Origin of the sequence: Teichococcus aestuarii, assembly GCF_003116135.1 — a bacterium.
GTDB lineage: Bacteria > Pseudomonadota > Alphaproteobacteria > Acetobacterales > Acetobacteraceae > Pseudoroseomonas > Pseudoroseomonas aestuarii.
Genome location: NZ_PDOA01000005.1, coordinates 14610 through 36524 on the forward strand (window position 1 = coordinate 14610; position 21915 = coordinate 36524).

Below are 21915 nucleotides of genomic sequence, written 5' to 3' on the forward strand. Positions count from 1 at the left end.
GCGCGCCGGGGTTCAGGCCTTACGCTCCCAGCCGCGCGGGCCCTGCTGCCAGTAGGTCAGGCTGTGGCCGGCCGCCTTGGCGGCGCTCCAGCGCTGGCGGGCGGCGGCCACGGCCGCCTCGTCCTGGCCGTCGAACAGGTCGAACACCCGGTCGTAGCTGCCGAGCCGCGCGCTCTCCGCGCCATCGACCAGGAACAGGAAGCGCGCGTCGTTCGGCGCCTCGTCCTCGGTGGTCAGCCAGATTGGCTGCATCGCGGCATGGCCGCTGCGCGGGCTGCCATGCGGCAGCCAGTCCGGGTCGGCGGAGAGCCAGAGGGCGGCGTCGAGGCTTTCCAGCCGCTCGGCGTCGCCCACCCGCACCACCGCCCGGCCGTTCTGCGCCAGCACCCGGCCCAGCAGCTTTGGCAGCGCCGCCGCCAGCGGCGTGCGCGTCAGGTGGTAGAAGCCGATCTCGCTCACGTCCTGCCTTCCCTCCGGTTCCGCCCCTCAGCGGCGGTGCGCGTCCTCGAAGCGCAGCGCCACCAGCCGCTCCAGCAGCCGCACGCCGAAGCCGCTCGGCCCTTCCGGCAGGCCGGGCGGGTTCCCGGCCTGCCCGGCCATGTCGACATGCGCCCATGCGGGGGGTGTATCGCCCAGGAACTCGCGCAGGAAGGCCGCGGCGTGGCAGGCATCCGGCTGGCCGGGGCCGGCGGCGCACTGCCTCAGGTCGGCGATGCCGCTCCGCAGGTCCTCGCGGTGCGCCGCGCCGATCGGCAGCGGCCAGAGCCGCTCGCCCACCGCCTCGCCGGCGGCGCAGAGGGTGGCGCCGAGCGGCGCGTCGTTGCCGAACAGCGCCGCCCGGTGGTGGCCGAGCGCGGTGATGGCGGCGCCGGTCAGCGTGGCGAGGTCCACCACCGCCTCGGGGCGGAAGGCGCGCACCGCGTAGTTCAGCGCGTCGGCCAGCACCAGCCGGCCCTCGGCGTCGGTGTCGATGATCTCCACCGTGCGGCCGGACAGGGTGGTGACCACGTCGCCCGGCCGGTAGGCGGCGGCGCCGATGGCGTTCTCGGCCAGGGCCAGCACGGCGGCGGCGGGGGCGGGGCTGTCGCGCAGCGCCAGGGCCAGCATGGCCCCGGCGCAGGCGGCGGCGCCGGCCATGTCGGCGCGCATCTGCTCCATGCCGGCGGCGGGCTTGAGCGAGAGCCCGCCCGTGTCGAAGGTGATGCCCTTGGCCACGAACACCACCGGCGGCGCGGCGATCCGCCCGGCCCAGCGCAGCACCGCCAGGCGCGGCGGGTTGGCCGAGCCCTGGCCCACCGCCAGCAGCCCGCCGAAGCCGGCCTGCCGCAGCCGCTTGCGCCCCAGCAACTGCACCGCGATGCCGTGCCGCTCCAGCGCCTTCAGCCGGTGGCCGAATTCCTTGGGCGTCAGCACGTTGCCCGGCGCCGCCACCAGGCCGCGCGCCAGCGCCACGCCCTGCGCCACGGCCCACGCATCGTGCCAGAGCGGCGCCACCGCCTCCGGCGCGGGGTGCAGCAGCTCCAGCCGCAGCCCGGCGCGGGTGGCGCCCAGCACGGCGCCGGTGGCGAAGGCCACCGCCTCCGCCGGCGCGAGGGCCGTGGCGTCCAGCACCGCGCGCGTCTCGTCCGCGGGCAGGGCGCCGAGGCCGGCGGCGCCGGCCTGCTCCCAGTCCGGCCCCGGCGCCACGATGCGGCCAGGGCTCCAGCGCGCCGTGCCGGGCCGGTGCGGAAAATCCTGAGCCGGGAAGCCTTCGGGCGCCGGCGTTCCGGCGCGCCAGGGCAGGATGCGGGTGAGCGCGGCGGTCTTGCGGCCCAGACTTCCGCGCAGCCGCAGGCGGGGGGGCGCGGCCGGCGCCCAGGCGGCGCCTTCCGCGCCGGGCGGCCGGTCCTCGGCCCGCGTATCCTCAGCCCTCGTAATGGTCGGCCACCAGCCGGTCGAGCAGCCGCACGCCGAAGGCCGTGGCGCCCTTCGGCGTCAGGGCGCTGTCCTTCGTCGCCCAGGCGGTGCCGGCGATGTCGAGATGCGCCCAGGGCACATGCCCCTCGCGCGTGTCGATGAAGCGCTGCAGGAACTGCGCGGCGCTGATCGAGCCGCCGGGGCGGCCGCCCACATTCTTCATGTCGGCGATGTCGGACTTGATCAGCTTGTCGTAGGCCTCGCCGAGCGGCATCCGCCACACCGCCTCGCCCGTGGCGGCGCCGGCGGCGGAGAGCTGCTGCGCCAGCGTGTCGTCATTGGCGAACATGCCCGCATGCTCGTGCCCCAGCGCCACGATGATGGCGCCGGTCAGCGTGGCGAGATCGACCATGAAGCGCGGCCGGAAGCGCTCCCGCGCGTACCAGAGCACGTCGGCCAGCACGAGCCGGCCCTCGGCGTCGGTGTTGATCACCTCGATGGTCTGGCCGGAGTAGGAGCGCACCACGTCGCCCGGGCGCTGCGCGGTGCCGGAGGGCATGTTCTCCACCAGCCCCACCAGCCCGACGGCGTTGACCTTCGCCTTCCGCCCGGCCAGCGCCCCCATCAGCCCGATGACGGTGCCGGCGCCGGCCATGTCGTACTTCATGTCCTCCATGCCGCCGGCGGGCTTGATGGAGATGCCGCCCGTGTCGAAGGTGACGCCCTTGCCGATGAAGGCCACCGGCTGCGCGTCCTGCGCCGCGCCGCGCCACTGCATCACCACCATGCGCGGCTCCCGCGCGCTGCCCATCGCCACGCCGAGCAGCGCGCCGAAGCCGAGCTTCCGCAGCTCCTTCGGGCCGAGGATCTCGACCGTGACGCCGAGCTTCTCCAGCACCTTGCAGCGCTCCGCCATCTCCTCCGGGTGGAGGATGTTGGGCGGCTCGCTGACCAGGTCGCGCGAGAGGAACACTCCGTCGGCCAGCGCCGAGAGGGGCTGGAAGGCCGCCTTGGCCTCCGCCGGCTCGGCGCTGGCGAGGCTGAGGCGCAGCAGCTTCGGCTTGTCCTCCGGCTTCTCGCGCGTGCGGTACTTGTCGAAGCGATAGCCGCGCAGCCGGGCGCCGAAGGCCAGGGCGGCGGTCAGGGCGGCGTTCAGCCCCTCGGCCGCGATCACCGCCTCCGGCTCGCTGGCGATCAGCGGCAGGGCGGCGCCGCCGGCCTGCTGCGCGCTCTCCGCGTCCGGCTTCGGGCCGAGGCCGACCGCGACGATGCGGGAGAGATGCCCGCCCGGCGCCCAGAGCGTGCAGCTCTGCCCCTTGCGGCCCTTGAAGCCCGCCGCCTCCAGCCCGCGCGAGACCGCGCCGCCGCAGGCCGCATCCGCCTCCTGCGCCAGGCCGGAGAGGGTGAAGCCCTCGGCCAGCGGCAGGACCAGCGCGCCCGCCCGCGGCAGGGCGGCTTTGACGAACAGGATATCGGTCATGGCGGTTTCCATCATGGTGTCTGCGGGCCGGATCGTCTGCCGACAGCCTTGCCACCCCGGGCGCGGGTGGCAAGGGGCGGGGCGGCGATTCTTGCGAAACGGCGGGCAGGGCGGGCCGGCTGTGGCCGCGTGGGGCGGGCCCCCTAGAGCTGCGCCTCGATCGGCAGCCAGCGCACCAGCCGCGCCAGAAGGCGGCGCGTCCAGGGCGCCTCCGGCTCGTGCAGGGTGGTGCCGCCGGCATCGGTCCAGGTCAGGCGCCCCTTCGGGGTACGGCCGACGCGGTAGCTGCGGCCGGGGTCGGAGAGGCGGTGCTGCTCCAGCCCGAGCTGCTCCGCCAGGCCCGGATGGCGGGCCACTGCCCCCATCTCGGTGTTCAAATTGGCCGAGCGCGGGTCGAGGTTGAAGGAGCCGACGAAGACGAGGTCGCGGTCCACCATCAGCGCCTTGGTGTGCAGGCTGGCGCCGCGCGAGCCGAACACGCCGCTGCCATGCGCGCCACTGCGCTTCAGCTCGTAGAGGTCGATGCCGAGCTCGACCAGGCGCGGGCGGTAGCGGGCATAGCCGGCATGCACCGCCACCACATCCGTCGCCGCGAGGGAGTTGGTGATGACGGTCACCCGCACCCCGCGCCGCACCAGATCCTCCAGCACCCGCATCCCCGCCTTGCCGGGCACGAAATAGGGGGAGATCAGCACCGCCTCCCGCCGCGCCTCGCGCAGCAGCGCGTCCAGCGCCGGCGCCAGGCCGCCGGGAACGCCGCGCCCCTTGGCCTTGGCGGGGGGGTCGGCCAGCACGCGCACCGTGTCGGCGGCGGGTAGCAGCGGGCGCTCCTGGTCCAGGAACTGGCGGCGCGTCTCGGCCAGGGCGCGCAGATAGGGCCGGGCCTTGCCGGAATCGGGGATGGCATCCAGCTCGGCGCGGAAGGCGGCCAGTGCCGTGGCGCCGAGCCCGGCGGCGAGGCGGAACTGCTCCACCGGGCGGGCCAGGCTGCTGGCCCAGTAGCTGTCGAACACCGCCTGGGCCTGCCGCGCGGCCTCGCCGGCGATCAGCAGGTCGAGGTCGCGGAAGTTGAAGTCGCCGGCGCCGTCGAAATAGGCATCGGCGATGTTGCGGCCGCCCACCAGCGCCAGACGGCCATCGGCCACCCAGGCCTTGTTGTGCATCCGGTGGTTGAGGTGCCAGCCGCCGAGGGCGAATTCCACCGCCAGCGCCACCTGCCCCAGCCAGCGCAGCCGGGCGGTGTTGAACAGCCGCACCTCGATGCGCGGATGCGCCGAGAGCAGCGCGATGCGCCGGTCCACCCCCAGCACGTAGCTGTCGTCCAGCAGCATGCGCACGCGCACGCCGCGGTCGGCGGCGCATAGCACCTCGCGCGCCATGAGGCCGCCGGTGATGTCGTCCGACCAGCGGTAGTATTGCAGGTCCAGGGTGCGGCCGGCGGCGCGGGCGCTGGCGGCGCGCACCATGAAGGCCTCCAGCCCGCCGGGCAGCAGCGCCACGCCGGTGGAGGCGCCATCGAGCAGCTTCTCGACCATCGTGTCGGCGTCCGAGACAGGCGGCGGCGCGCCGGCCAGCACCGGCTGCGCGGGGGCGTGCGGCGCCCTGGCCAGGGCCTCCAGGGGCGCGCCCGCGTTCATGCCGCCGCCGCGACCGCCGGCGGCATGGCCGGCAGCGCCGGGCGGAGGTCGAGCCGGGCCTTCAGCGGCAGGTGGTCGGAGGCGATGCGCGCCAGGGGGGTGTCATGCACTTGCACGTCCCGCACAACGCCGCGGGGCCAGCCCAGGATGCGGTCGAGCGCAAAAACCGGCATGCGCGAGGGGAAGCTGGCCGGGTTCATCGCCAGGGTGCCGAACAGCCCCTCCAGCGCGCGCAGCGAGGAGCGGCGGCCGGGGCGCCATTCGTTCAAGTCGCCCATCATCAGCGTCGGCATGCTCTCGCCCTGGCCGATCGCCTCCAGGATGGCGGCGGCCTGGCGGGCGCGGCAGCGCCGCAGCAGGCCGAAATGCGCCGCGACGACGCGCAGCCGGCCCGCCGGCAGCTCCATCTCGGTGATGACGGCGCCGCGCGGCTCGGCCCCCGGCAGGGCCAGGCGGTGCACCGCCAGCGGCGTGCCGGCCCGCACCAGCAGGGCGTTGCCGTGCCAGCCATGCCCGTCCGGCAGGCGGGAGACCGGCACCAGGGAGAGCCCGGCCTCGCGCAGCATCTCCGTGTCCAGCAGGCCGACGCGGCGGCCGAAGCGCTTGTCCGCCTCCTGCACCGCGATGATGTCCGGCTGCATCTCGGCGATGACGCGGGCGATGCGCTGCGGGTTGAAGCGCCGGTCCAGCCCGACGCATTTGTGGACGTTGTAGGAGGCCACCGTGATCGGCCCCCCCGGCACGGGCGGCAGCGGCACGGCGGGCAGGGCCGGGATGCCGTGCGCCTGGCGCAGCGCCGCCAGCCCGCCGGGCACGGGCCCGGTGGCGGGCAGGGCAGGCGTTGTCGGGATGCGCGTCGGATCGGGCAAGGTCGGGCTCCGCCATGGATCAGGGCAGGGCAAGGCCGCGCGAGCCGCCCGCCCCAGTCGGTCGCCGGGCGCGGCAGGCGCCCCGGGCTGTGGAAAACCTAGGCAAAGCCCCTCGGGTTTCCAAGCCTGGGCCGTGCCGCAGCGCACGCGCCCCAGCCCCGCGCCGCGATCCTGCCCTAATCTAGGCGCCGCTCAGCCGAGGCCGAGCAGCGAGCGGGCATAGTCCCGCGCCGAGAAGGGGCGCAGGTCGGCGGCCTTCTCGCCCACGCCCACGGCATGCACTGGCAGGCCGAATTCCTCCGCCAGCGCCACCACGATGCCGCCCTTGGCCGAGCCGTCCAGTTTGGTGACGACGAGGCCGGTGACATCCACCATCTCGCCGAACACCTTGCATTGCTGGGTGGCGTTCTGGCCGGTGGTGGCGTCCAGCACCAGCAGCACGGAGTGTGGCGCCGTCTCGTCCAGGCGGCGCATGACGCGCACCACCTTGCGCAGCTCCTCCATCAGAGCGGCCTTGTTGTGCAGGCGGCCGGCGGTGTCCACCAGCAGCACCTCGGTGCCCTGGGCCTGGGCCTGCTTCAGCGCGTCGAAGGCCAGGCCGGCGGCGTCCGCGCCTTCCTTCGCGGGGGCCACCACGGCGCAGCCGGTGCGGTTGCCCCAGATCTGCAGCTGCTCCACCGCCGCGGCGCGGAAGGTATCCCCCGCCACGAAGGTGACGCGCTTGCCCTGCTCACGGAACTGCTGGCCGAGCTTGGCGATGGTGGTGGTCTTGCCGGTGCCGTTGACGCCCACCACCAGCACCACATGCGGGCGCTTCGCCCCGTCCAGCACCAGGGGCTTCGCCACCGGCTCCAGGATGGTGGCGATCTCGGCGGCCAGCGCCTCGCGCACCTCCTGGTCGCCCACCTCCTTGCCGAAGCGGGTGCGGCGGAAGGCGGTGACGATGCGCTGCGCCGCCGCGACGCCGAGATCGGCGGTGATCAGCGCCTCCTCCAGCTCCTCCAGCGCCGCGTCGTCCAGCTTGCGCTTGGTGAACAGGCCGGTCAGCCCGTCCGTCAGCTTGGCGGTGGACCGCGAGAGCCCCGCCTTCAGCCGGGTGAAGAAGCCGCCACGCGCCGTCGGCTCCTCGGCCGGCGCGGCGGGCTCGGGCTGCGCCAGGAGGGAGGCGGGGGGGCCGGGCTCGTGCTCCGGCTCCGGCTGCGGCACGCCGGGCGGCGGCGGCTCCGGCGGTGGGACGGGCACCGGCTGCGGGCGCGGCTCGGGCGGGGTGGATGGCGGCGCTTCGACAGGCGGCTGCGGCGGCGGGGCCGGGGAAGGCGCCGGCGGCGTAACGGGGGAAGGCGCCGGCGGCTCCGGCGCACGGGGCGGCGGGGCGGGCACCTCGGGCGGCGGGGCAGCGGGCGTGGCTGGCGCGAGAGGCGGCACCTCCAGCGGCGGCCGCGGCGCCGTGGGCGTGGCGGGGGCGGGCCATTCGGCGGGGGAGGGCTGCCAGCCCGGCGGCGCCGGCTCGGGGCGCGCGGGGGGGACGGGCTGCTCCAACGGCGCGGCGGGCGGCAACTCGGGCAGGGGCGCGGGGGCCGGGCGCTCGGCGGGCGGCGGCTGCGGCGCGGCGGGCGGTGCCGGGGGCGGCAGCTCGGGCGGCGTGGCGGGCAGGTCGCCCGGCGGCAGATGACCCGGCGGCAGATGACCCGGCGGCAGGCCGGCCAGGTCCGACGGCTGCGGCGAGCGCGTCTCGGGCGGGGCCACGGCGCCGGCGGCTTCCGGCAGGCGGCCGGCCGGCGCATCCTCCGGCGCTTCCAGCCCTTCGGGCGGCGGGCTGCGCGTGCCCTCCGGCGCGGGCGCCATCACCGCCGGATGGGTGTGGGCGGGCGGCGGAAGCTCCGGCTCGGCCTCATCGGCGGGCGGGGGAGCTTCCGGGGCGGGCGGCTCAGCCGAGGCAGGCCTGATCGAATCAGGCTCGGGCGGGGCAGGCTCGGGCGGGGCCTCGGGGTGCCCGGGCGCCGTCTCGGGCGCGGGCGCCGCCGCGTCCTCGGCCGCCTTGTCCTTCTCGCGGCCCGTCAGGCGGGCCCACAGGTCACGCAGCGCCATGCCTCAGGCCACCTCGGCCAGCAGGCCATCCGGCCCCGCGGCGGTGACGCGGGCGCGCAGCACGGCGCCATGATGGCCCGTGGCGCCCTTCAGGCGCAGCGGGGCGAAATGCTCGGTATGGCCACGATCGGGACTTTCCAGCAGCACCGATTCCTCCTGTCCCAGACGGGCGAATGCAAGACGGGCGTTGTAGAAGCGCAGGGCGGCCTCGGCGCCGGCGGCGCGCAGCCGGGCGGCGCGCTCCCGGCGCAGCGGCACCGGCAGCTGCGGCATCCGCGCGGCGGGCGTGCCCGGCCGCTCGGAATAGGGGAAGACATGCAGGAAGGTCAGCCCCGCCTCCTCCACCAGCGCCAGCATCTCGGCGAAGTGTTCCTCGGTCTCGGTCGGGAAGCCGGCGATGAGGTCGGCACCGAGGGCGAGGCCCGGGCGCAGCGCCTGCGCGCGGCGGGCGCAGGCCAGCGCCTCCGCCCGGCCATGGCGGCGGCGCATGCGCTTCAGCATCAGCTCCGCCCCGTGTTGCAGGGAGAGGTGCAGGTGCGGCATCAGCCGGGGCTCCTCCGCCAGCAGGCGCCAGAGATCCTCGTCCATCGCCGCCGGGTCGAGCGAGGAGAGGCGCAGCCGCGGCAGCTCCGGCACCAGGGCCAGCAGGCGACGTACCATCTGCCCGAGCGGCGGCCGCCCCGGAAGGTCGGTGCCGTAGCTGGCGATGTCCACCCCCGTCAGCACCACCTCGCGGTAGCCGGCCTCCAGCACCGCCCGCACCTGCGCCACGATGGCGCCCACCGGCACGGAGCGGGAAGGGCCGCGCCCATAGGGGATGACGCAGAAGGTGCAGCGGTGGTCGCAGCCCTGCTGCACCTGCACGAAGGCCCGCGCCCGCCCGGCGAATTCGGTGACGAGATGCGCCGCCGTCTCGGTGGCGGCCATGACGTCGGAAACGGGGGCGGGCGGCGCGGCGGGGGCCCAGGCCTCCGGCTTCAGCTTGTCGGCGTTGCCGATGACGCGCGCGACGCCCGGCAACGCCGCCCAGGAATCGGGGGCGATCTGCGCGGCGCAGCCGGTGACCAGGATCGGCGCGCCCGGGTTCTCCCGCGCGGCGCGGCGGATGGCCTTGCGCGCCTGCTTCTCCGCCTCGGCGGTGACGGCGCAGGTGTTGACCAGGATGGCGCCTTCATGCCCCGCCCGCAGCGCCAGCTCGCGCATCGCCACGCTCTCATAGGTGTTCAGCCGGCAGCCGAAGCTGAGCACCCGCACCGGCCCGGCGGAGAGATCCTCGGCCGGCGCGCCGGCTGCCTCCGGCGGGCGGGCATTCATCCCGGGAAGGCCTGCGGGTCGAAGCGGCCCTCGAAGGCGGTGGCCACGGGGCCGGCCATCAGCACATGGCCGCCCAGCCGCCATTCCATCTCCAGCGTGCCGCCGGGCAGCTCGACCCGGGCGCGGCGGCCGGCCAGGCCCCGCCGGTGCGCGTTGACCAGCGTGGCGCAGGCGCCGGAGCCGCAGGCCAGGGTCGGCCCCGCGCCGCGCTCCCAGATGGCGACGCGGATATGGTCCGGCGCCAGCACCTGCGCGAAGCCGATATTGGCGCGCTCCGGCAGCAGCGCGTGGTGCTCGGCCACCGGGCCGAGGGCGCGCCAGTCGATGGCGTCCAGCTCGGGGACGAAGAAGGTGGCGTGCGGGTTGCCCATCGAGCAGGCGGCGGGGTCGGCGACGGCGCCGAGGTCCATCGGCAGGTGGAGCGTGTCCATCTCGGCCGCCAGCGGCACCTCCCGCCAGCCGAGCAGGGGCGGGCCCATGTCGGCGCGGACCCAGTCGGTTCCGTGGGGGCCGTCCGGCAGGCGCTCGCAGGGCAGGTCGCCGCGGATGGTGCGGACCACCACCCGCTCCCGCCCCGTCTCGGCCATCAGCAGGTGGGCGACGCAGCGCGTGGCGTTGCCGCAGGCGCCGGCCTCGGAGCCGTCCGGGTTGTGGATGCGCATGAACACATCCGCCCCTGGTCCGGGCGTCTCCAGGGTGATGAACTGGTCGCAGCCGATGCCGTAATGACGGTCCGACAGCGCGGCGATGCGCGTGGGGGCCAGCGGCAGCGGGGCGGGGCGGGCATCGACGATGACGAAGTCATTGCCCAGCCCGTGCATCTTCCGGAACGGGATCATGCTGCGCCATATGCCCCGCATGGCCGCCGAAATGAAGGCCCGTGGCCTGCTTCTTCGCTCTGGGCCGACTTGCAGAAAAAAGATGGGGGCGCGGGGGAATTCCTTCCCCCGCCCTTGCTTCTCACCCGCGCAGCGTGGCGCCGGTCGCCTTGGCCACGGCGGCGACGATCTTCGCCCCCACCGCCTCGATCTCGGCATCCGTCAGGCTGGCCTCGCGCGGCTGCAGCGTCACCTCCAGCGCGAGCGAGACCTTGCCCTCGGGCAGCTTCTCGCCGGCGTAGCGGTCGAACAGCGCCACATCCGTGATCAGTGTCCGCTCCGCCCCGCGCGCGGCGCGGAGCAGGTTCTCCGCCGGCACGCCGGTGTCCACCAGGAAGGCGAAGTCCCGCTTCAGCGGCTGGAAGGCGGGCAGGTCCGGCGCCGCCTTCTTCTTGCGCTTCGGCTCGGGGATGGCGTCGAGGAACACCTCGAAGGCCACCGCCGGGCCGGCGAGGCCGAGCTCCTCGCGCAGCTTCGGGTGCAGCTCGCCGAACTGCGCCAGCACCACTTTCGGCCCCTGCCGCACCACGCCGGAGCGGCCGGGGTGGTAGTAGCCGGGGGCGTCGGTGGTGACGGAGAGCGCCGCCATCGGCACGCCGAGCGCCGCCAGCACGGCCAGCGCGTCGCCCTTGGCGTCCATCGCGTCCACGGCGCGGGCCGGGGATGCCCAGTGGCGCGGCGTCTCGCCCAGGCGCAGGCCGGCGGCCACGGTGAGCTGCCCCTCGGGCGTGATGTCGCGGTAGGCGGCGCCCAGCTCGCACAGCGCCACGTCCGGGTAGCCGCGCGCGGCGTTGCGGGCGGCGGCCAGGGTCAGGCTCGCCACGGGGGTGGGGCGCATCTGGTCGAGATCGGCGGCGATCGGGTTCTCCAGCCGCAGCGCGGCGGGCGTGTCGCCAAAGCGGGCCGCCACGCGGCTGTCGAGGAAGCCGAAGGAGACGCAGTCCAGCATGCCGCGCGCGGCCAGCGTGCGGCGGGCCAGCACGGCGCGGGCCTGCCTCGGCGTCAGCGCGGGGCGCGGCACGGGGGAGGCGACGGGCAGCGACACGGCCGGGATGCGGTCCAGCCCGTGGATGCGCAGCACCTCCTCCAGCAGGTCGCATTCCGGCTCGATGGCGGCGCAGCCCTCGGCGGCGGCCTGGGCGCGCTCCGCCGGCAGGCCGGGCGCCTGGGTCAGGCTGCCCTGGGCGGCGACGTCGTTGCGCCAGGAGGGGACGGAGACCGTCACCCGCGCCGCATCCCGCGCCACCACGCCGAAGCCGAGGCGCTCCAGCGTGGCCACCGCCGTGTCGGCGTCGATGTCGGCGCCGCCGAGGCCGGCGATGCGCTCGAAGCGCAGGCTGGCCTGGCGCCGCCACATCGGCTCCGCCCCGGCCTGCGTCACCTCGGAGGCCTCGCCGCCGCAGAGGGCGATGACCATGGCCGTGGCCGCCTCCAGCGCATCGGGCAGCAGCGCCGGGTCGATGCCGCGCTCGAAGCGCTGGCGGGCATCGGAGCGCAGCTCATGCCGGCGGCCGGAGAGGGCGATCCGCACCGGGTCGAACAGGGCGCATTCGATGAACACCTCGGTGGTGCCCTCGTCCGAGCCGGAATGCTCGCCGCCCATGATGCCGGCGAGGCTTTCCACCGCCTCGGCATCGGCGATCACCAGATCCTCCGGCGTGACCGCCACCTCCTTGCCGTTCAGCGCCAGGAAGGTCTCGCCGGCGTGGCCGGGGCGGAGGAACAGGGCATCGCCCTTCACCTTGGCCACGTCGAAGACGTGCAGCGGGCGGCCGAGGTCGAAGGTGAAGAAGTTGGTGATGTCCACCAGCGCGTTGATCGGGCGCAGGCCGATGGAGACCAGCCGGTCCTGCAGCCATTTGGGCGAGGGGCCGTTCTTCACGCCGCGCACGGCGCGGCCGAGCACCCAGGGGCAGGCCACCGTATCCTCTACCACCCAGCGCAGCGGCGAGGGATAGACCCCCGGCACCGGCTCGGGCGCGAAGGGCTTCAGCGTGCCGAGGCCGGCGGCGGCGAGGTCGCGGGCGATGCCGCGGATGGAGAGCGCGTCGCCCCGGTTGGGGGTGATGGAGATCTCCACCACCGGGTCGTCCAGCCCCGCCCATGTGGCGTAGGGCACGCCCACCGGCGCGTCGGCCGGCAGGTCGATGATGCCCTCATGGTCGTCGCCGAGGCCCAGCTCGCGCGAGGAGCACATCATGCCCTCGCTCTTCACGCCGCGGATCTCGCCGACCTTCAGCATGATGCCGGTGCCGGGCACATAGGCGCCGGGCAGGCCGAGCACGGCCTTCATGCCGGTGCGGGCATTCGGCGCACCGCAGACGACGGAGCGGAGCACGCCATCCCCCACATCGACGGTGCAGGCGCGCAGGCGGTCGGCGTTCGGGTGCTGCACCGCCTCGACCACATGGGCGATGCGGAAGGGCGCGAGCGCCGCGCCCCGGTCCTCGACCCCCTCGACCTCCAGGCCGATGGTGTTGAGGGCGGCGGTGATCTGGTCGAGAGTCGCCTCGGTCTCGAGGTGCTGCTTCAGCCAGCTGAGGGAGAACTTCATCGCTCAGACCCCTTCGGCCAGGGTGGCGGGGGAGAGGGGGCTGGTGCCGTAGTGGCGCAGCCAGCGCACGTCGCTCTCATAGAAGGGGCGCAGATCCGGGATGCCGTGCTTGAGCATGGTGATGCGCTCGATGCCCATGCCGAAGGCGAAGCCCTGGAATTCGCGCGGGTCGATGCCGCAATTGGCCAGCACGCGCGGATGCACCATGCCGCTGCCCAGAATTTCCAGCCAGTCGCCGCCCTTGCCCAGCTCGCCGGTCTTGCGGTTCCAGCCGATATCCACCTCCATCGAGGGCTCGGTGAAGGGGAAGTAGGAGGCGCGGAAGCGCACCGGCAGGTCGCTGATGCCGAAGAAGGCGCGCAGGAAATCGACCAGGCACCCCTTCAGGTGACCGAGAGAAATGCCACGGTCGATCACCAGCCCCTCCACCTGGTGGAACATCGGGCTGTGCGTCGCGTCATGGTCGGCGCGCCAGGTGCGGCCGGGGACGATGACGCGGATCGGCGGCTCTTGCCCCAGCATGGTGCGGATCTGCACCGGGCTGGTGTGGGTGCGCAGCACGGGGCGGCGGCCATCGGGGCCGGCGGGGACGTAGAAGGTGTCGTGGTCCTGCCGCGCCGGGTGGTGGTCGGGGATGTTCAGCGCGCCGAAATTGTACCAGTCGCCCTCGATGTCCGGCCCCTCGGCCAGGGCAAAGCCCATGGCGCCGAAGATCGCCACGATCTCCTCGATGGTGCGGGCGATGGGGTGGATGGCCCCCTGCTCGGCGCCGGCGGGCGGGAAGGGACGGGGCGGCAGCGTCACGTCCAGCCGCTCGGCGGCGAGGCGCGCCTCCAGGGCGGCGGCGTCGAGGGCCACGCGGCGCGCCTCGATGGCGGCCTCCAGCGTGGCCTTCAGCCGGTTCACGGCGGCGCCGCGCTCCTTGCGCTGCTCGGCGGGCACGGCGCCCAGCCCCTTCAGCAGCGCGGTCAGCGCGCCGCTCTTGCCCAGCGTGCCCACCCGCACCGCGTCCAGCGCGCGGAGGTCGGCGGCGGCGGCCAGCGCGGCCTCGGTCTCCGCCTGCAGGGTGGCGAGATCATCCGTCATGGTATCGTCCCGTCCGTGCCTGGCGCGTCTCGGATGCGCCGATACGAAAAGAGCCGCCGGACGCCCTGGAAGCCCAGGGCGGCGGCGGCTCGGTCATCGCAGCCCCCTCAGGAGGGGGCGGAGATCACGCCTCGGCCGAAGCCGGCAGCGCCGCCTTGGCCTTCTCGACCAGGGCGCCGAACGCGGCGGAGTCCTCGAAGGCGATGGCGGCCAGCACCTTGCGGTCCAGCTCGATGTTCGCGGCCTTCAGGCCGGCGATGAACTTCGAGTAGGTCAGGCCATGCTCGCGGGTCGCGGCATTGATGCGCTGGATCCACAGGCCGCGGAACTCGCGCTTCTTAACGCGGCGGTCGCGGTAGGCGTACTGCAGGGCCTTCTCGACGCGCTCGAGCGCGGGGCGGTAGGCCTTGGAGGAACGGCCGACATAGCCCTTGGCGAGCTTGAGGACCTTCTTGTGACGGGCGTGGGCGGCGACGCCGCGCTTAACACGAGCCATGGTTCAGATCCTCTGTCTTACCGGGCCGAACCGTACGGCATCCACTGCTTCACCGTGTCACCATCCTGCTTGTCCAGCACGTAGGTGCCGCGGTTCTGCCGCTTCATCTTGTTGGTCTTGGCGGTCAGCATGTGGCGCTTGTTGCCGGCGCCAGCCTTCACCTTGCCGGTCGCCGTCAGCGTGAACCGCTTCTTGACGCTCGACTTCGTCTTCATCTTGGGCATTTCGGTACTCCTGGTCCTGAAGCGCCCTGCCTCCGGAGAGGCGGACACGGAACCGCGGCCGGGCATGCCCTACAGGCCCGGACGCGCGGGAAGAGGCGGGGGTATAGCCATGCCCGGCCCGCGCGGCAAGGCCGGAGGCCGATTCGCATGCCGCTCCGCGGCGGGCCGATTCGCGCGCCGCGCCGCGCAGGACGCTTCGCATGCCGCGCCGCGCCGGGTCCCGTTCCGGCCCTGGGCAGCGCGGCGCGCCTGGCGCAGCATGGCCGCCAGAGATCCGGTGCGGGAGGAAGGGCGATGACGGAATGCCGGCTGGTGCTGGCGCGGGCGGCCGTGGATGCGGCGTCGCGGATCGGCGCGGCGCGCGCGGCGCATCTGGCGCTGATCGGGCCGATGGCGGCGGCGGGGGAGCTGCTCGCCGGGGTGCCGCTGCAGGATGCGGCGGGGCAATACCAGGGCTCGCTGATGCTGCTGCGGCCCGAGGCGCTGGAGCGCTACCTGGAGGCCGAGCCCTTCCGGCAGAAAGAGGTCTGGCAGAGCCATGCGGTGCATGTGTTCCGCCTCGCCCCGCTGCCCTGGCGCCCCCTGCCGGCGGAGCCGGCGCCGGAGCAGCCCACGCCGGAGCGGCCCACCCACACCATCGCCATCGCCTGGGACGGGCGGGACGAGGCGGCACCGGCGCGGCGCCTGGCGGCGCGCGAGGCGCATTTCGCCCGGGTGGAGCCGGCGGCGCGGGCGGGGCTGCTGGCGCTGGGCGGCGCCATCCTGGACGCGCCGGGCGGGCGGATGGTGGGCTCGGTGGCCATCACCGCACACCCTTCCGTGGCGGCGGCCCAGGGCTGGTGGGCGGAGGACCCCTATCTGCGCCAGGATGTCTGGCGGGAGGTCTCCTGGCACGCCACGCGCTTCGCGCCGCTGCCCTACCGGCCGCTGCCGGGTGTGGGCTGAGCGGCCTCACCGCCGCCCGAACAGCTTCTCGAACTCCGCCTTGCCGAAGCGCAGCCAGGTGGGGCGGCCGTGGCTGCAGGTGGAGGCGCGTGGCGTGGCCTCCATCTGCCGCAGCAGCGCGTCCATCTCGGCCGGGTTCAGCCGCCGCCCGGCGCGGATCGAGCCATGGCAGGCCAGCCGCGCGATGGCGGCATCCAGCCGCCGCCCCAGCGCCGTGCTTTCCTCCCACTCGGCCAGTTCGGCGCAGAGGTCGCGCAGCAGGGGCGCGGGGTCGGGGTTGCCGAGCAGGGCAGGCAGGGCGCGCACCAGCACCGCGCCGTGGCCGAAGCCCTCCAGCTCCAGCCCGAGCCGCTCCAGGGCGGGGGCGGCCTCCAGCAGGCGGCCGCATTCCAGCGGCGCCAGCTCCACCACGGCGGGCAGCAGCAGGGGCTGGCTGCGCACCTGCCCCTCCAGCAGCTGCGCCTTGAAGGCCTCGTGCGTCAGCCGCTCATGTGCCGCATGCTGGTCCACCAGGATCAGCGCCCCATCCGGCGCCTCGGCCAGGACGTAGGTCTCCATCAGCTGCGCCACCGGGCGGCCGAGCGGGCCTTCCGCCGCAGCTGGCGGAAGGGGGGCGGGCGCGGCGCCGGCAACAGGGGCGGGGAAGGCGGGGCGCGGCGCGGGCAGGCGCAGCCCGGGCTGCCAGGAGAAGCCGTGCGCGCGCGGCCCGGCGAAGCCCGGCTCCGCCTCGGCGAAGCCGGGCTGGAAGGGCTCCGGCCGCCCGCCGGCGGAAGGCCAGGGCGCGGCGGGCGGAGGGGCGCCGCCTTCCGCCCCTTCCTCCTCCACCACGGCGCCCGTGGTCCCGGCGCCCACCGCCAGCGCCCGGCGCAGCGCCGAGATCAGCGCGCCGCGCACCGCGCCGGCCTCGCGGAAGCGCAGTTCGGTCTTCATCGGGTGGACGTTCACATCCACCATCTCGGGGGGGAGGTCGATGAACAGCGCCGCCACCGGGTGCCGCCCGCTGGCGATGAGGTCGCGGTAGGCCACGCGCAGCGCGGCGCGCAGCAGCGGGTCCCGCACGGGGCGGCGGTTGACGACGAGGTGCTGCTCGGCCGCGGTGGGGCGGGTCAGGCCGGGCAGGGCGGCCATGCCGTCGAGCGTCAGCGCCTCCCAGGAGGCGCCGCCCACCGGCACGGCGGCGGCGGCGAAATCCGGCCCCAGCACGGCGGCGAGGCGCCCGGCGCGGTCGGCCGGCGCCACGTTCAGCACGGCGCGCCCCTCCAGCTCCACGCGGAAGGCCACCTCCGGCCAGGCCAGCGCCAGGCGGCGTACCGCCTCCACCGCGTGCCCCGCCTCGGTGCCGGGGGTCTTGAGGAACTTGCGGCGGGCGGGGGTGGCGTAGAACAGGTCCCGCACCTCGACGCGCGTGCCCGGGGCGCCGGCGGCGGGCCGCACCTCGCCCTTGGCGCCCCCTTCGACGGTGATCTGGTGCGCCTCGCCCCCCTGCGGGCGGCTGGTGATGCAGAGCCGCGCCACGGCGCCGATCGAGGGCAGCGCCTCGCCGCGGAAGCCCAGCGTGGCGATGCGGAACAGCGCCGCCTCCTCCGGCAGCTTGGAGGTGGCGTGCCGCTCGACGCAGAGGGCGAGATCGGCCGGCGACATGCCGGCGCCGTCATCCTCCACCAGGATGCGCCCGGTGCCGCCTCCCTCCAGCGCCACATGGATGCGGCGGGCGCCGGCGTCGAGCGCGTTCTCCACCAGCTCCTTCACGGCGGCGGCGGGGCGCTCGACCACCTCGCCGGCGGCGATGCGGTCGGCCGTGGTGGCGGAGAGAAGGCGGATGCGGTCCATGCCCGGGCTTATAGCGCAGCCCGGCGGGCGGCGCCGCAGCCGCGCCCGGAAACGCTGCCGGAAAAGAGCCGCCGGATTGCCGGCCGGGGAAGGGTGCTTCCCCGGCGCCGCCTCAGTTCGGGTTGCCCTGCATGTCGCGGATGCGCGCGATCAGCCCCGCCGTGGAGGGGTCGTGCTCGCCCACGCGGCCCGCCGGCTCCAGCTCCGGCAGGATCGACTTGGCGAGCTGCTTGCCCAGCTCCACCCCCCACTGGTCGAAGGCGTCGATGTCCCACAGCGCGCCGAGGCAGAACACCTTGTGCTCGTAGAGCGCCACGAGCTGGCCCAGCGTGTAGGCGTCCAGCCGGTCCAGCAGCAGGGTGGTGCTCGGCCGGTCGCCGGGGAAGAGGCGGTGCGGCAGCAGCCGGGCGATCTCCTCGGGCGGGGTGCCGGCCTTCCGCATCTCGGCGGTCACCTCCGCCTCGGTGCGGCCGCGCAGCAGGGCCTCGGCCTGGGCCAGGCCGTTGGCCAGCAGCAGGCGGTGGTTGTCGGCATAGGGGTGGTTCGGGTTGGCCACCAGCACGAAATCGGCCGGCACGGGGGTGGTGCCCTGGTGCAGCAGCTGCATGAAGGAATGCTGCGCGTTGGTGCCCGGCTCGCCGAAGATCACCGGGCCGGTGTCGTGCCGCACCGGCTCGCCGGCCAGGGTGACGCGCTTGCCCAGGCTCTCCATCTCCAGCTGCTGCAGATGCGCCGGGAAGCGGGAGAGGCGGTGGTCGTAGGGCAGGATGGCATGCGCCTTCAGCCCCAGCCCGTTGACGTGCCAGGCGGTGATGAGCGCCAGCAGCAGCGGCAGGTTCTGCTCGGGCGGCGCGGTGAGGAAGTGCTCGTCCATCGAGCGGGCGCCGGCCAGCAGCTGCGAGAACTCGTCCCAGCCGCAGCCCAGCGCGATGGAAAGGCCGATCGCCGACCACAGGGAGAAGCGCCCGCCCACCCAGTCGTGGAAGCCGAACACCCGGTCCGGCATGATGCCGAAGGCCGAGGTGGCCTCGTGGTTGGTGGAGAGGGCGGCCATGTGCCGGCGCGCGCCGGCCTCGCCCAGGTTGCGCTCCAGCCAGCCGCGCACCACCCGGGCATTGGCCATGGTCTCGGCGGTGGTGAAGGTCTTGCTGGCCACCAGCATCAAGGTGCGGTGCGGGTTCAGCCGGGGGCGGATGGCCTCCCAGTTGTGCGCGTCGGCATTGGCCAGGTAGAGCGGCCGCATCGGCGAGCGGACCGTCCAGAGTGCCCGGCTGGCCATGAAGGGGCCGAGGTCGGAGCCGCCGATGCCGATGTTGATGACATCGGTGAAGGTCTCGCCGGTGGCGCCGCGAATGTCGCCGGTGTGGATGGCGCGGGTGAACTGCCGCATCCGCTCCAGCGTCTCCTCCACCGAGGCGCTGGCATCCTCGTAGCCGCCCTCGGGCAGGGCGGCGCGGAAGCCGGCGCTGCGCGGTGCCCGCAGCGCCATGTGCAGCACGGCGCGCTGCTCGGTCTGGTTGACGATCTGGCCGGCCGCCATGGCGTCGCGCCGCGCCGTCACCTGGGAGGCCTGCGCCAGCTCCAGCAGCGCTGCCAGGATCTCGGAATCGATCGAGGTCTTGGACATGTCGAGCAGGATGCCGCAGGCCTTGCGGTGGAAGCGCTCGAAGCGCTCCGGGTCGGCGTCGAACAGGGGCCGGATCGATCCGGCGCCGGGCTGCCGGGCCAGCAAATGGATCCGGGCCCAGGCGGTCTCGCGCGCGGAAAGCGTCATGCAGTCGGTCCCCAGTTTCACTCCGTGCGGGCAGGCTAGAGCGTCACCGGCTGTCGTTGAAGCCCCCGCCCTACAACCCCTCCGGTTGCCCCGCAACCGTCACGGAAAGCTGACCGGGAACGAGCAGGCGGGCCGCGAGTTTCGTCGCCTGCCCGCGGCTGATGGCGGCCAGGCGGGCAGGGCGGCGCTCGAGCCAGTCCAGCGGGCGGCCGTTGCGGCGCATCGCCAGCAGGGTGGCGGCGGTTCGGCGGCTGTCGGTGAACTGGAGCGGCTGGCTGCCGGTCATGTAGGCCACCGCCTCCTCCATCTCCTCCGCCGTCGGGCCCTGCTCGGCCATGCGCTTCCACTCGGCGCGCAGCACGCCGAGCAGCTCGGCCACCCGCGCATTGACCGTGGCGCAGGAGCCGGCCAGCACGCTCTGGCCGAACAGCACGTCGAGCCCGGCGCCGATGCCGTAGGTCAGGCCCCGCTCCTCGCGGATGCTGCGGGTGAGGCGGGCGGTGAAGCCGCCGCCGGCCAGGATGCGCAGCACCACCTGCGCCGCCTCCCAGTCCGGGTCGTCCACCGGGAGGCCGGGCTGGCCGAACAGCACGAAGGATTGCGGCGAGGCCACCGGCACCACCTGGGTGCCGAACTGGCGGAAATCCGGCAGCGGCGGCGGCGCGGGCGGCGCGCCTTCCGGCAGGGCGCCCAGCAGCTCGGGCAGCAGCGCGGCCAGCTCCGCCGCGGTGATGGCGCCGGAGGCAGCCACCAGCAGCCCCTCCCGGCCCTGGGGGCCACGGCGCAGATGGCGGCCCAGCGCGGCACGGAGCTGCTCCACCGTCAGCGCGGCCAGGCTTTCCTCCGTGCCGCCGGAAGGGCGGCCAGCGGGATGGTCGGGGTAGCCGGCGGCCCAGAAGGCGCGGGCGCCACGGCCGCGCGGCCCTTCCAGCGACTGCCGGGCGCGGGCGATGGCGCGGGCGCGCAGCCGCGCCACGTCCGGCTCGGCCAGGGTGGGCGCCGTCATCGCCAGCCGGGCGAGGCGCACCGCCTGCGGCAGGGCGGGGGCGAGGGCGCGCAGGCTGCCGTCGAAGCTGTCGCGCGCGGCGCTGAAGTCGAGGCCGATGCCCTCGTCGCGCAGCGCATCGGCGAAGGCCAGGGCGGAGAGGTCGCCGGCGCCCTCGGTCATCAGCGCGGCGGCGAGCGCCGAGGCGCCCTCCTGCCCCTTGGGGTCGAGCGATGCGCCGCCCGGCCAGGACCAAGCGAGGCTGACCACCGGCACCGAATGGTCCTCGGCCAGCCAGGCGGTGAAGCCACCGCCCTCCACCACCTGGATGGGCAGCGAGAAGCCGGGGGCGTTCGGGTCGGCGCTCATGCCGCGCCCTCCGGCAGCAGCCAGCCGCTCATCGAGGGGCGGGCCAGCACGGCGCGGGCGGCCGCCTCCACCTGGGCACGCGTCACGGCGCGGATGCGGGCGGGCCAGTACTCGATGGCCTCCAGCGGCAGGCCGGTGGCGAGCGTGCCGCCCAGGATGCGCGGCGCGGTGCCCAGGCTGTCCAGCGCCAGCAGCGTGCCGGCGGTGAGCTGGCGGATGGAGCGCGCCACCTCCGCCTCGGTCACGCCCTTCTCCAGCAGCGTGCCGATGCAGGCGCCGACCGCCTCCTCCAGCTTCGCCGTGGTGGTCTCGCGGCGGGGGGTGACGAACAGCTCCAGATTGCCGGTGCCGATGGCATCCCCGTCGTAGCCGCAGCCGGCGGAGACGGCGAGGCCGCTCTGCACCAGCGCCTCGTGCAGGCGGGAGCCCTGGCCGCCGCCCAGCAGGTGGGAGAGCACCTCCAGCGGATAGGCCTGCTCGCTCGGCGTGGCGCCGGTCAGGGTGGGGGCCACCCAGCCGCGCAGGAAGGCGGCCTCCTGCACCGTCGGGTCGCGGCGCATCAGCCGCTCCTCCCGCGGGGCATCGGGGGCGGGGGCGCGGTTGCGGCGGCCCTTGTCGTAGGGGGCGGGGCGGCCCTGGATGCCGCCGTAATCGGCCACCGCCAGCTTCTCCAGCGCCTCGCGGCCGATGGCGCCGGTCACCACCAGCGTGGCGTTGGCGGGGGTGTAGTAGGTGCGGAAGAATTCCAGCATGTCGTCGCGCGAGAGGCTGGCGATATCCTCCGGCCAGCCGATCAGCGGCCGGCCGCGCCAGTGCTGGCGGCCCCAAAAGGCGGCGTCCCAGTCCTCGCGGAAGCGGCCGCGCGCGGTGCTCTCCACGCGCTGGCGCCGCTCCTCCTGCACCACCTGCCGCTCGGCCTCGATCTCGTCGGCCGGGAACAGGGCGCTGGCCATGCGGTCCGCCTCCATGCCCGCCACCAGGGCGAGGCGGGTGGCCTCGACATGCTGGTGGTAGGCGGTGACATCGCGCGAGGTGAAGGCGTTGTCCTGCCCGCCCTCCCGCGCCACACGGCGGGAGAAGGCGCCGGAGGGCACGTTCGGGCTGCCCTTGAACATCATGTGCTCAAGGAAGTGGGCGAGGCCGGACTTGCCGGCCGGGTCCTCGCCGGCGCCGACGCTGTAGAACACGTAGTGCGCCACCACCGGCGCGCGCCGGTTCTCGGCATGCACCACGGTCAGCCCGTTTGGTAGCGTCCAGAGGCTGGCGCCGAACAGCGGCTTCTCCGCCGGCAGGGCGGCGGGCGCGGCAGGGGGTGGGGAAGCCGGCTGCGTTTGGCTCCGCGCGGGCGGCAGCACGGCGAGGGCGGGGAGGGCGGCAGCGGCCGTGATGGCCGCGCGACGGGAGAGGGCGCACATCGCCGCCTCACATGGGGCGTCCCCCGCCATGCCACCAGGGCCGGCGGGCGACGGCCCGCCGCTCTCCGGCAGATC

At 74.9% G+C, this 21915-nt stretch carries 17 protein-coding genes; 1 reads left to right on the forward strand and 16 read right to left on the reverse strand.

The window, feature by feature from the left end; all coding sequences use genetic code 11:
• Positions 1-12: 12 nt before the first annotated feature.
• The 12 genes from CR165_RS09470 to rpmI form a co-directional block, all read right to left on the reverse strand.
• Complete coding sequence (locus CR165_RS09470; RefSeq protein WP_109516749.1) at positions 13-459, reverse strand: DNA polymerase III subunit chi; 447 nt, start codon at positions 457-459, stop codon at positions 13-15.
• A gap of 27 nt (positions 460-486) precedes the next feature.
• Positions 487-1686, reverse strand: coding sequence for a leucyl aminopeptidase family protein (locus CR165_RS09475; RefSeq protein ID WP_181378083.1), 1200 nt, complete (start codon positions 1684-1686; stop codon positions 487-489).
• A gap of 217 nt (positions 1687-1903) precedes the next feature.
• A complete protein-coding gene (locus tag CR165_RS09480) occupies positions 1904-3376 on the reverse strand; it encodes a leucyl aminopeptidase (RefSeq protein WP_109516751.1) in 1473 nt (490 codons plus the stop codon).
• Between the two features lie 143 nt (positions 3377-3519).
• The gene (locus CR165_RS09485; RefSeq protein WP_109516752.1) at positions 3520-5013 is read right to left on the reverse strand and encodes a phospholipase D family protein; all 1494 of its coding nucleotides are present in this window, start codon (positions 5011-5013) and stop codon (positions 3520-3522) included.
• A complete protein-coding gene (locus tag CR165_RS09490) occupies positions 5010-5882 on the reverse strand; it encodes an endonuclease/exonuclease/phosphatase family protein (RefSeq protein WP_245906298.1) in 873 nt (290 codons plus the stop codon). The genes CR165_RS09485 and CR165_RS09490 overlap by 4 nt, the downstream gene beginning before the upstream one ends.
• 192 nt (positions 5883-6074) lie before the next feature.
• Positions 6075-7040 (reverse strand): signal recognition particle-docking protein FtsY, encoded by a 966-nt coding sequence (gene ftsY / locus CR165_RS26270; protein WP_219929723.1) that lies wholly within the window; start codon positions 7038-7040, stop codon positions 6075-6077.
• 933 nt (positions 7041-7973) lie between these two features.
• Positions 7974-9173, reverse strand: a complete 1200-nt coding sequence (mtaB, locus tag CR165_RS09505) for a tRNA (N(6)-L-threonylcarbamoyladenosine(37)-C(2))-methylthiotransferase MtaB (RefSeq protein ID WP_245906330.1) — start codon at positions 9171-9173, stop codon at positions 7974-7976.
• 107 nt (positions 9174-9280) lie between these two features.
• Positions 9281-10123, reverse strand: a complete 843-nt coding sequence (dapF, locus tag CR165_RS09510; protein WP_109516990.1) for a diaminopimelate epimerase — start codon at positions 10121-10123, stop codon at positions 9281-9283.
• 121 nt (positions 10124-10244) lie between these two features.
• Positions 10245-12716 (reverse strand): phenylalanine--tRNA ligase subunit beta, encoded by a 2472-nt coding sequence (gene pheT / locus CR165_RS09515; protein ID WP_109516755.1) that lies wholly within the window; start codon positions 12714-12716, stop codon positions 10245-10247.
• A 3-nt stretch (positions 12717-12719) separates the two neighbouring features.
• The gene (pheS, locus tag CR165_RS09520) at positions 12720-13802 is read right to left on the reverse strand and encodes a phenylalanine--tRNA ligase subunit alpha (protein ID WP_109516756.1); all 1083 of its coding nucleotides are present in this window, start codon (positions 13800-13802) and stop codon (positions 12720-12722) included.
• A 124-nt stretch (positions 13803-13926) separates the two neighbouring features.
• Positions 13927-14298, reverse strand: a complete 372-nt coding sequence (gene rplT, locus CR165_RS09525; RefSeq protein ID WP_109516757.1) for a 50S ribosomal protein L20 — start codon at positions 14296-14298, stop codon at positions 13927-13929.
• Between the two features lie 17 nt (positions 14299-14315).
• Positions 14316-14522, reverse strand: coding sequence for a 50S ribosomal protein L35 (rpmI, locus tag CR165_RS09530; RefSeq protein WP_109516758.1), 207 nt, complete (start codon positions 14520-14522; stop codon positions 14316-14318).
• A gap of 294 nt (positions 14523-14816) precedes the next feature.
• Between rpmI and CR165_RS09535 the strand changes: the two genes are divergently transcribed.
• Positions 14817-15467 carry a YciI family protein gene (locus CR165_RS09535; protein WP_245906300.1) on the forward strand — a complete coding sequence of 217 codons (651 nt, stop codon included), beginning with the start codon at positions 14817-14819 and terminating at the stop codon, positions 15465-15467.
• Positions 15468-15473: 6 nt separating this feature from the next.
• Here CR165_RS09535 and mutL read toward each other — a convergent pair whose 3' ends face one another.
• The 4 genes from mutL to CR165_RS09555 all read right to left on the reverse strand — a co-directional run bounded on the left by mutL (position 15474) and on the right by CR165_RS09555 (position 21840).
• The gene (gene mutL / locus CR165_RS09540) at positions 15474-17297 is read right to left on the reverse strand and encodes a DNA mismatch repair endonuclease MutL (protein ID WP_109516759.1); all 1824 of its coding nucleotides are present in this window, start codon (positions 17295-17297) and stop codon (positions 15474-15476) included.
• A 112-nt stretch (positions 17298-17409) separates the two neighbouring features.
• The gene (gene pgi, locus CR165_RS09545) at positions 17410-19071 is read right to left on the reverse strand and encodes a glucose-6-phosphate isomerase (RefSeq protein ID WP_109516760.1); all 1662 of its coding nucleotides are present in this window, start codon (positions 19069-19071) and stop codon (positions 17410-17412) included.
• Positions 19072-19141: 70 nt separating this feature from the next.
• A complete protein-coding gene (locus CR165_RS09550) occupies positions 19142-20425 on the reverse strand; it encodes a M16 family metallopeptidase (protein ID WP_109516761.1) in 1284 nt (427 codons plus the stop codon).
• Positions 20422-21840: a M16 family metallopeptidase gene (locus tag CR165_RS09555; RefSeq protein ID WP_109516762.1), complete on the reverse strand. Its 1419-nt coding sequence runs from the start codon at positions 21838-21840 to the stop codon at positions 20422-20424. Before CR165_RS09555 ends, CR165_RS09550 begins: the two co-directional genes overlap by 4 nt.
• Positions 21841-21915: the final 75 nt, after the last annotated feature.

Excerpts from the sequence above, each read along its gene's own strand:
- CR165_RS09480 (WP_109516751.1), bottom strand. The coding sequence starts at position 3,376 with ATGACCGATATCCTGTTCGTCAAAGCCGCCCTGCCGCGGGCGGGCGCG.
- CR165_RS09485 (WP_109516752.1), bottom strand. The coding sequence starts at position 5,013 with ATGAACGCGGGCGCGCCCCTGGAGGCCCTGGCCAGGGCGCCGCACGCC.
- mtaB (WP_245906330.1), bottom strand. The coding sequence starts at position 9,173 with ATGCGCGAGCTGGCGCTGCGGGCGGGGCATGAAGGCGCCATCCTGGTC.
- dapF (WP_109516990.1), bottom strand. The coding sequence starts at position 10,123 with ATGATCCCGTTCCGGAAGATGCACGGGCTGGGCAATGACTTCGTCATC.
- pheT (WP_109516755.1), bottom strand. The coding sequence starts at position 12,716 with ATGAAGTTCTCCCTCAGCTGGCTGAAGCAGCACCTCGAGACCGAGGCG.
- pheS (WP_109516756.1), bottom strand. The coding sequence starts at position 13,802 with ATGACGGATGATCTCGCCACCCTGCAGGCGGAGACCGAGGCCGCGCTG.
- rplT (WP_109516757.1), bottom strand. The coding sequence starts at position 14,298 with ATGGCTCGTGTTAAGCGCGGCGTCGCCGCCCACGCCCGTCACAAGAAG.
- rpmI (WP_109516758.1), bottom strand. The coding sequence starts at position 14,522 with ATGCCCAAGATGAAGACGAAGTCGAGCGTCAAGAAGCGGTTCACGCTG.
- CR165_RS09535 (WP_245906300.1), top strand. The coding sequence starts at position 14,817 with ATGACGGAATGCCGGCTGGTGCTGGCGCGGGCGGCCGTGGATGCGGCG.
- mutL (WP_109516759.1), bottom strand. The coding sequence starts at position 17,297 with ATGGACCGCATCCGCCTTCTCTCCGCCACCACGGCCGACCGCATCGCC.
- pgi (WP_109516760.1), bottom strand. The coding sequence starts at position 19,071 with ATGACGCTTTCCGCGCGCGAGACCGCCTGGGCCCGGATCCATTTGCTG.
- CR165_RS09550 (WP_109516761.1), bottom strand. The coding sequence starts at position 20,425 with ATGAGCGCCGACCCGAACGCCCCCGGCTTCTCGCTGCCCATCCAGGTG.
- CR165_RS09555 (WP_109516762.1), bottom strand. The coding sequence starts at position 21,840 with ATGTGCGCCCTCTCCCGTCGCGCGGCCATCACGGCCGCTGCCGCCCTC.